At 37.1% G+C, this 7818-nt stretch carries 12 protein-coding genes and 1 pseudogene; 8 read left to right on the top strand and 5 right to left on the bottom strand.

Annotated features, from left to right (window positions below):
* The 5 genes from CUS89_RS14285 to CUS89_RS14265 form a co-directional block, all read right to left on the bottom strand.
* On the bottom strand, positions 1-160 hold a 160-nt coding region (locus tag CUS89_RS14285), incomplete at its 3' end, for a pyrimidine dimer DNA glycosylase/endonuclease V (protein WP_308726899.1).
* Positions 161-198: 38 nt separating this feature from the next.
* Positions 199-432, bottom strand: a complete 234-nt coding sequence (locus CUS89_RS14280; RefSeq protein WP_104872616.1) for a helix-turn-helix domain-containing protein — start codon at positions 430-432, stop codon at positions 199-201.
* 37 nt (positions 433-469) lie between these two features.
* Complete coding sequence (locus tag CUS89_RS14275) at positions 470-730, bottom strand: hypothetical protein (RefSeq protein WP_104872615.1); 261 nt, start codon at positions 728-730, stop codon at positions 470-472.
* A gap of 233 nt (positions 731-963) precedes the next feature.
* A complete protein-coding gene (locus CUS89_RS14270; protein WP_104872614.1) occupies positions 964-1455 on the bottom strand; it encodes an isochorismatase family cysteine hydrolase in 492 nt (163 codons plus the stop codon).
* A 13-nt stretch (positions 1456-1468) separates the two neighbouring features.
* Positions 1469-2281 carry a Cof-type HAD-IIB family hydrolase gene (locus tag CUS89_RS14265; RefSeq protein ID WP_104872613.1) on the bottom strand — a complete coding sequence of 271 codons (813 nt, stop codon included), beginning with the start codon at positions 2279-2281 and terminating at the stop codon, positions 1469-1471.
* 325 nt (positions 2282-2606) lie between these two features.
* Between CUS89_RS14265 and CUS89_RS14260 the strand changes: the two genes are divergently transcribed.
* The 8 genes and pseudogenes from CUS89_RS14260 to CUS89_RS14225 all read left to right on the top strand — a co-directional run.
* Positions 2607-3464 (top strand): glycosyltransferase family 8 protein, encoded by an 858-nt coding sequence (locus CUS89_RS14260; protein WP_065096359.1) that lies wholly within the window; start codon positions 2607-2609, stop codon positions 3462-3464.
* The gene (locus CUS89_RS14255; protein ID WP_104872612.1) at positions 3457-4359 is read left to right on the top strand and encodes a glycosyltransferase family 8 protein; all 903 of its coding nucleotides are present in this window, start codon (positions 3457-3459) and stop codon (positions 4357-4359) included. The genes CUS89_RS14260 and CUS89_RS14255 overlap by 8 nt, the downstream gene beginning before the upstream one ends.
* A 44-nt stretch (positions 4360-4403) precedes the next feature.
* On the top strand, positions 4404-4754 hold the full coding sequence (locus CUS89_RS14250) for an iron-sulfur cluster biosynthesis family protein (protein ID WP_104872611.1): 351 nt from the start codon (positions 4404-4406) through the stop codon (positions 4752-4754).
* A gap of 27 nt (positions 4755-4781) precedes the next feature.
* Positions 4782-5723, top strand: a complete 942-nt coding sequence (locus tag CUS89_RS14245) for a magnesium transporter CorA family protein (RefSeq protein WP_104872610.1) — start codon at positions 4782-4784, stop codon at positions 5721-5723.
* Positions 5724-5786: 63 nt separating this feature from the next.
* Positions 5787-6680, top strand: coding sequence for an SDR family oxidoreductase (locus CUS89_RS14240; RefSeq protein WP_019723804.1), 894 nt, complete (start codon positions 5787-5789; stop codon positions 6678-6680).
* A 30-nt stretch (positions 6681-6710) separates the two neighbouring features.
* Entirely contained in the window at positions 6711-7274 is a 564-nt protein-coding gene (amaP, locus tag CUS89_RS14235; RefSeq protein WP_065096363.1) for an alkaline shock response membrane anchor protein AmaP, read from the top strand.
* 12 nt (positions 7275-7286) lie between these two features.
* Positions 7287-7475 carry a DUF2273 domain-containing protein gene (locus tag CUS89_RS14230; protein WP_010735369.1) on the top strand — a complete coding sequence of 63 codons (189 nt, stop codon included), beginning with the start codon at positions 7287-7289 and terminating at the stop codon, positions 7473-7475.
* 11 nt (positions 7476-7486) lie between these two features.
* Positions 7487-7818 (top strand): annotated as a pseudogene (locus tag CUS89_RS14225) (Asp23/Gls24 family envelope stress response protein); the annotation flags it as partial.

The raw sequence follows: 7818 nt of genomic DNA, 5'->3' as shown, positions 1-7818 counted from the left end.
GATATTGAAATAATTTATATGGCGAGTGAGTAAAAACATAATCGACAGTCGCATGTTTTCGCCCCCAACCATTCCCTCTCAAAGCACAACATTCGCGATGTTGTCCAAGTAATTGTTGTCGCGGGAGCGAGTGCAATAGGCTTTGGTGCCATAAGCGCATATAAGTTTTCCTTCTTTCTTAAGCAGTCATTTGATTGTTTAGGATGCTTCCGTTCGACCGATCAAATAATCGATGGTCGTATCGTAAAAATCTGCGATAAAAATCAACTCGATAATGCTAGGTACATTTTTTCCATCTTCATAATTTTTATATGTCTCGATTGGTAAGTTCACTTTTTCAGCAACCTGTGGTGTAGTTAAATGCCTCTTATCTTTGAGGAAGTTTAAACGGCAATGCAGAGTATCCAATAAAATCGCTTCTTCAATCGTCATTTTACCTCACCTTTCTCTAAAAAATTAGCTGTAAGAGTTAAAGTTTATTTTTTCTGTTTAAATAAAATAAATACCCAATGACAAAGAGTATGGACAGAATGAACCCAACTAAATTGAAAGTGAAGATCTGGAAGGGTTCAAAAAACTGATAATTTAATACTTTGTACATAAAATAGATCGCAGGCAAACTAGCCAAAGCGATTTTTTTTCTTTCTTTTGTCCATTTGATAAACGAAAAGACGATGGGTACAAAGATAAAAACAGGAAAAATAAAAGCAAGTCGGCTCAATTCTAGCATAATAAATAAACTCCCATAGCTATATTTTATTCGTTCATAAATTGTGGTTTGAGTTATTCTATTTGAGAATATACTAGATTTATATTCACTAAATAAAAGATAGCATGTTATGCGATTCTGAACAAATATTTCGATAAAAAACATGATTCTTATGTAGGCGCATTATTTGAGAAAAAACATCAAAAAAAAGGTGGAATCTTCATTCCATCTTTTTTTTTGACTGTTTAGATCATTTATTCTTTTACGTAGACATTGAAGTCTTTTAGAAGTTTAAGTGCTTGCGGCTCGTGATCACGACTGCTGACTAGAGATGAATCAATGATAAAGTCAGCTTCTGGAAAGGCACTTTGCAAAGCAATCGTGTTGGACAATACGCATAGATTGGTTTCGATCCCAACTACTTCAATTGTTTTTTGTTCTTCTTTACGTTCAAAAAGTGACTGCTTGATCTCTGTTAACGTTTCTGGAGGCAAAGTGAAGTAGTATTTTTTGATTTCACGCTCATTTGGTAGAGGGGAGAGTGCAGAAATGATTTTGAGGTCTTCGCTCTCTGCCTCATCTTTACGCTCGATAGGAATATCTCGAGTGAATAGCACGTATTCATTCGCTGCACGTGCCTGGTTCAAACGTGTATTGACTCGTTCAACCAATGCTTCAGCATCTTCTATATAAAATTCACTAGATGGATCTAAAATATGATTTTGCATATCGATTACGACTAACATCTGTCATCTCTCCTTATAAAAAGTGATCATTCAAAAAGTTTGCGACACCAGCTTCGTCATTGGTTTCTGTCACTTCATCTGCTAAAGCTTTGACCTGTTCTTGCGCATTCCCCATAGCCACGCTTAATCCACTGAACTCAAGCATTGCCAAGTCATTTTCTTGGTCACCGAACGCCATGACATCTTCTGGAGATAATCCTAAGTGCTCAGTTAAAAATAAGAGAGAGTGTGCCTTTGTAATATTTTTAGGAGTAATCTCCAAGAAATGCGGGTCTGAAAAGACAGAATCAATTCCTTCTTTCTCCAATTCTACTTGGATCTTTTGTAGTTTTTCCTCATTCTTATCCGTCAGTGCCAGTTTCAAGTAGCTCAATGAAGGATCGTCCAACTGTGCTGTGATCTCTTCGAAAGAATGGTTTTGTAAGTTGAAGTGTTGATAATAAGGATCGTCTTTTACTAAGGCATTTTCGTCAAAAGTGATTTGGTCATCTTGTGTTTCTCGGCTTGCGATAATTGATATTTTGGCTTCCTTTGCTAAATAAAAAGCTTTTTTTAGGGTAGGAACTTCAATTTTTGAACGTCTTAATACATGATCGATCTCGCCATCTTTCATTTCGGATATCAAGGCACCATTAGAAGAAATCAGATAGCCACTAACGCCTAATTGTGCAAAGACATCCTTTGCAGAAATACTATTTCTTCCTGTAGCGATCGTTACGATTCCTCCATTAGAGGCGAATGCTTTTAACGCTCTGATATTTTCTTGGGGGACAACTCCTTGGGAATCAAGCAAGGTCCCGTCTAGATCAATTGCTGCTAATTTCATCTTTTTACGCTCCCTTAGTCTTTTTTCTTTCACCAATAGCTTAAATGAGAAACTTCTAAAATAAAAATAAAATGCTTTAGCTCCTTGAATTTTTTCAAAAAAGATTTTTCATAAAATCTGAAAAGTACATAAGTAAGGAAATGGTTAAGACCGCTGTATAAAAAAGCATAACAATCTAAATGTTTTCGTTTTCATTTTCATAAAAAAGGTCAATTTTTGGGTAATATTCATAAAAAACAAAGCATATCTTTTGCTTTCAGGAAAAAGTAGGCATATTGTAGATGTAGAACAGGTTAGAAAAAGATTAAAAAAAGGAGTGATTTTGATGGAGATTAAGTATGGGACTGTACCGGTTGTGACTGCTTCAGATGAAAATTATGCTCCTTATCTAAGCGTAATGATTGCAACGGCACTGGAAAATGCGAATAAGACAAGACATATATATTTTTATGTAATTGATGATGGTATATCAGAATATAGTAAAGAGGGATTGCGTCAGACAGTTGCACAAAACTCAGAACATGCAAGCATCCAATTCTTGACAGTGGAGAAAGATGTATATGAAGATTTCTTAGTCAGTGACCACATTACAACAACTGCGTATTTAAGAATTTCTCTACCTAAAATCTTAGCAAAATACAATTATAAAAAAGTGTTGTATCTAGATGCAGACGTTTTAGTGTTAGATGATATCGTTGCATTATACGATGAATCATTGAACGGTAAAACAATCGGGGCAGTAATTGATCCAGGACAAACGAAAGCGTTGAAGCGTCTAGGGATCGATTCAGATGAATATTATTTTAACTCAGGTGTTATGGTGATCGATATCGATCAATGGAACGAAAAAGATATTACAGATAAAACGATCCAATTCCTAAAAGAAAATGGTGACCAGATCATCTATCATGACCAAGACGCATTGAATGGTGTCTTATATGGAGATTGGGAACAGCTTCATCCAAAATGGAATATGCAATGTTCGTTGATTTTTGAACGTCATCCAGCTCCAGATAAAAGATATGAAGAGCTATATAAGAGTGGCAATGAAGCTCCTTCAATCGTTCATTTCACTGGGCATGATAAACCTTGGAATACATTGCAGGATCATCCTTATACACAAATCTATCTAAAAAATCTAGCGCATAGCGTATTAATGAAAGTAGGCGAGGTAAATGAATAGAAGAAAAGAAGTAGCAGTTGTCTCTAGTTGTAATACAAAATTTGTGCCTCATCTAGCAGCACTGTTCGTGTCGATTTTAGAAAATAGTGACCCAAAAGTGTTTGTGCGATTCTATGTGGTTGATGATGATATTGAATTAGAAAGTAAAAATCTTTTACGCTATTCAGTGAAGAATTCACGAATGAATACAGATGTAGAATTTTTGAAAATCAACAAAAAATTCTTCAAAAACTTAGTAACAAGTGATCGTATCCCTGAAACAGCATACTATCGTATTGCCATCCCTGAGTTGTTTAGAGGGAAAAATGTTGAACGTGTCCTTTATATGGATTGTGACATGATCGCGTTAAATGATGTCAGCAAACTATGGGATCTAGAGTTTAACGGCGCAGTCATGGCAGCAGTTGAAGATGCTGGTTTCCACCAACGTCTTGAAAAAATGGAGATTGAAGCAGACTCAATGCGTTACTTTAACTCAGGATTGATGTTGATCAATGTTGAAAAATGGTTAGAACAAAATATCACGAAAAAAGTTCTTAACTTCATTGAAGAAAACCCAGAAAAACTTCGATTCCATGACCAAGATGCTTTGAATGCTATCTTACATGATCGCTGGATTGCTTTACATCCAAAATGGAATGCGCAAGGGTACATCATGGCGAAAGCAAAACAACATCCAACAGCTCAAGGAGAAAAAGAGTACGAAGAAGCACGTCGTGAGCCTTATATCATCCATTACTCTGGACACGTTAAACCATGGAGTGAAGAGTTTAAAGGTGCAAGTAAAAAATACTATGAAAAGTATGCGAATATGACCGCTTTTCGTTGTGTTAAATCATTCCCTAAATATCCAATGTACGCTCGTGTTAAACGGAATACAGAATTGAGTCATTGATCGATAATAGAAAAAATTACTATTATATAGAGGAGATGATCGATATGGAAATCACGCTGACAAGAAATGCAATGGATATCTTGAAAGAAAAAGCAGGTGCACAATCAAAATTAGCACTTGCATTGATCAATAGTAAAGATCCTTTTCTTAGAGACAAAGGCGCGTGTGCGAAAGGTAGCTTTTTCCAAATTATCCCTTTTGTTACTGAATTTGGACTGTATGTCACAAAAATCAATCATCCTTCGCTAGAGATTTACACATCACAAAGCGAACAATGCTATTTAGGCAAATATTTGACGATGGATTATAACCAGGATCTGAATAGTTTCTCTTTAGAAAATGAGATTGCTGTATTAGATCATAACATCAAACTAACTAATTGTTTCTTTAGTTGATTTGCAAACTGGAAAGGACGATTCACCATGCTGGAATATTACTTGATTGATGAAAACAAGAAGGTAATAGCCGCAGATGAAGAACATTTTAATTGGCTTGTTATTGATACGAGCGATACTGAGGAAATCGAACAGGTTACTCGAATCTACCAGCTTCCTGAAGATATTTTTGTTGGTATGACTTATCCAGAAGAGGTCTCTCGATTAGAACAACTATCAGGAACAAGTTTGAACAACCCGATTTCCTTAGTACTGCTCAACCTTTCAAGTGAAAAAGAAAAAATCGAAGATCGCCTGACACCATTGTCGTTCGTCATATCAAATGACTTATTGATTACTTGTCGGGACGAAAAAACCAATTTTATCGATCGATTGATTGAACATCATGGTGATAAAATCGATTCTTTCGAAAAAGTGATTGTTTATGCGGCATTAGATATCTATACCCATTTTGTCAAAGAACTTCGTGAAATGAAAACGCGTATTGATTCGTTAGATCAAGAAGCTCGAAAAACGACAGAAAATGAGGAACTGTACAAGCAAGCTGATTTAGAAAGAGACATTGTTTATATCGATCATACGTTGCGAGACCAAAAAGAGACGATGGACCTATTATGGGAAACACCTGAATTCAAAGAACGTGTCAATGACGAACAACTACTTTATGACGTTCGTTTAAGGCAACGCCAAACGGAGAAGATGATTTTGATTTATCGAGATCTATTAGAAAGTATTGGCGATCTGTTCAATGGTATGATGGACAACAATTTGAATCATCTGATGAAATATCTGGATTCTACGGCGTTGATCATCTCTGTGCCTGCGATGATTGCAGGTATTTGGGGGATGAATACCGGTGGATTACCAGGAGAAGATTCAGCAACTGGTTTTCTCTTAGTATTAGGAGGATCGATCCTTGCGGCTGCTGCTCTAGGGTATCATTTATTTAGAAAAGATTACACAAAATAATTAATATGGGCTTTTACGCCCAAATTTATAACGTCAGTTATGACTAAAAATAGGAGGATCATTATGACAGAACCAAATTTAATCGACCCAAGAAAGCTTTACCACACAGAAGAGTTTCCAAAACAGGATCAAGAAACACCCGCTTTACAAAAGGATATGAAGCCAGTACCTGATTGCGGTGAAGAAAGCTATAAAGGTACGGAACAACTAGAAAATCGCCGTGTCTTGATCACAGGTGCAGACTCTGGGATCGGCCGTGCGGCTGCCATTGCCTTTGCGCGTGAAGGCGCAGATGTAGCCATTCAATTTTTCCCAGGTGAAGAAGAAGACGCGCAACAAGTCGCGCATTACATCGAGGAAGCTGGACGTAAAGCATTATTATTACCTTATGATTTACGAGATGAAGCTGCACCAAAAGAAATCATCCAAAAAACAGTGGATGCTTTTGGTGGATTAGACACACTTGTGCTTAATGCAGCGCAACAAATTTCGTCTCCATCTATTGCAGAAATTCCTTTAGAACAAGTAAAAGATACTTTTGCAGTAAATATCATTGCGATGTTTGCACTTGTGAAAGAAGCAATTCCACATATCCCAGCAGGTGGAGCCATTCTTACAACGACTTCAGTCCAAGCATTCAATCCAAGTGAACACTTGTTGGATTATGCGGCAACTAAAGCTTCGATTGCGAACTTCACGATCGGTCTAGCGAAACAATTGGCACCAAAAGGCATCCGTGTCAACGGTGTAGCACCAGGTCCAATCTGGACACCATTGCAACTAGATGCAGGTCAACCAAAAGAAGATCTACCTGAATTCGGACAACAAGCTTTGTTGGAACGTGCGGGACAACCGGCTGAATTAGCACCTGTCTATGTCTTTTTAGCATCAAACAAAGCAAGCTATGTCACAGCACAGATTTACGGTATCACTGGTGGAGAAGCCATTAATCTATAATCAGTGACAAGAAGCTAGGAGGGCGAGACAATGAACAAAGGAGCAAAAACAATAGGAGCGATCTTACTGATCCTTCTACTATCAGTTTTAATATTTGCTATGTTGCTGAGCGCAGTTTATCCATTGCCGTTTAACTGGGAAGAATTCCGCTTTCTATCGTTAACAAATTTTTATGTACAACAATATGTCTTTTGGGTAACCGCAGCGTTTGCTGTGTTAACACTGATATTGATTCTAGTATTATTATTCTATCCAAAAACTTACCGTTCATTCTTACTAAAAAAAGGTGACGGCGAATTGACATTAGATAAAAAAGCGATCGAAGGAATGGTTCGTTCACGATTGACGAAAGAAGAATTTGTTTCTTCCCCAAAAGTAACGATCAAAGCAACAAAAAATAAAATTGACGTAAAAGTAAAAGGCGAGTTGAAACGTACGTCATCATTAATCGGTAAAACAGGAGCGTTAATGACAGATATTGAGCGCGATGTAAAACAAATCATCGGCACAGATGAACCTGTAAATGTCTTGATCAATTATACCGGTTTTGACTCACCACAATCAAAAAGAGTTGAACACTCACGAGTACAGTAAGGGGGAGAGAAAATGAACGAGATCTTTTCGACATACAAGCTCCCAATTATTTGTGGCGCGCTTGGATTGATATTAGCTATTTTACTAGTAGCTGTCGGATTTTTTAAAACATTGCTGATCGTGATCATGGTTGCGCTTGGTGTAGCCATTGGCATGTATTTAAAAAGAACCGGAATTTTAGAACATTACTTTAAATCTTAGGAGGCTTTACCATGGAAAACAATCATTCAAATACAAACGGAAATACACCGAAATCAGCACATCCAGATCCAACAACGCCAAATCAAGCACAAGGGATCAAAGATGAAAAAAATAAAACAGCACCAGTATCTGCACATCCAGATCCTGTGGTGCCACATGTAGAAGAAAAAGTTGCGCATGATCAAAAAGAACACCACGATCATCCACATCATGAAGGAAATACTAACACTCATGGTACGCATACTCCAACTCATGAAGCAAGCAAACAGTCAAATGACGTGAAGGGCAGTGAAGAATCGATGAACGGTGAAGTAACTTATGATGACAAAGTCATTCAAAAAAT

Source organism: Enterococcus mundtii, assembly GCF_002947535.1.
Taxonomy (GTDB): domain Bacteria; phylum Bacillota; class Bacilli; order Lactobacillales; family Enterococcaceae; genus Enterococcus_B; species Enterococcus_B mundtii_B.
The sequence above is the reverse complement of the archived record's forward strand: the minus strand, read 5'-3'. Positions and strand labels throughout refer to the sequence as shown.

What these genes read in the sequence shown, in the direction of transcription:
- CUS89_RS14255 (WP_104872612.1), top strand. Translation starts at nt 3,457, where the DNA reads ATGAATAGAAGAAAAGAAGTAGCAGTTGTCTCTAGTTGTAATACAAAA.
- CUS89_RS14230 (WP_010735369.1), top strand. Translation starts at nt 7,287, where the DNA reads ATGAACGAGATCTTTTCGACATACAAGCTCCCAATTATTTGTGGCGCG.
- CUS89_RS14270 (WP_104872614.1), bottom strand. Translation starts at nt 1,455, where the DNA reads ATGTTAGTCGTAATCGATATGCAAAATCATATTTTAGATCCATCTAGT.
- amaP (WP_065096363.1), top strand. Translation starts at nt 6,711, where the DNA reads ATGAACAAAGGAGCAAAAACAATAGGAGCGATCTTACTGATCCTTCTA.
- CUS89_RS14275 (WP_104872615.1), bottom strand. Translation starts at nt 730, where the DNA reads ATGCTAGAATTGAGCCGACTTGCTTTTATTTTTCCTGTTTTTATCTTT.
- CUS89_RS14245 (WP_104872610.1), top strand. Translation starts at nt 4,782, where the DNA reads ATGCTGGAATATTACTTGATTGATGAAAACAAGAAGGTAATAGCCGCA.
- CUS89_RS14265 (WP_104872613.1), bottom strand. Translation starts at nt 2,281, where the DNA reads ATGAAATTAGCAGCAATTGATCTAGACGGGACCTTGCTTGATTCCCAA.
- CUS89_RS14280 (WP_104872616.1), bottom strand. Translation starts at nt 432, where the DNA reads ATGACGATTGAAGAAGCGATTTTATTGGATACTCTGCATTGCCGTTTA.
- CUS89_RS14260 (WP_065096359.1), top strand. Translation starts at nt 2,607, where the DNA reads ATGGAGATTAAGTATGGGACTGTACCGGTTGTGACTGCTTCAGATGAA.
- CUS89_RS14250 (WP_104872611.1), top strand. Translation starts at nt 4,404, where the DNA reads ATGGAAATCACGCTGACAAGAAATGCAATGGATATCTTGAAAGAAAAA.
- CUS89_RS14240 (WP_019723804.1), top strand. Translation starts at nt 5,787, where the DNA reads ATGACAGAACCAAATTTAATCGACCCAAGAAAGCTTTACCACACAGAA.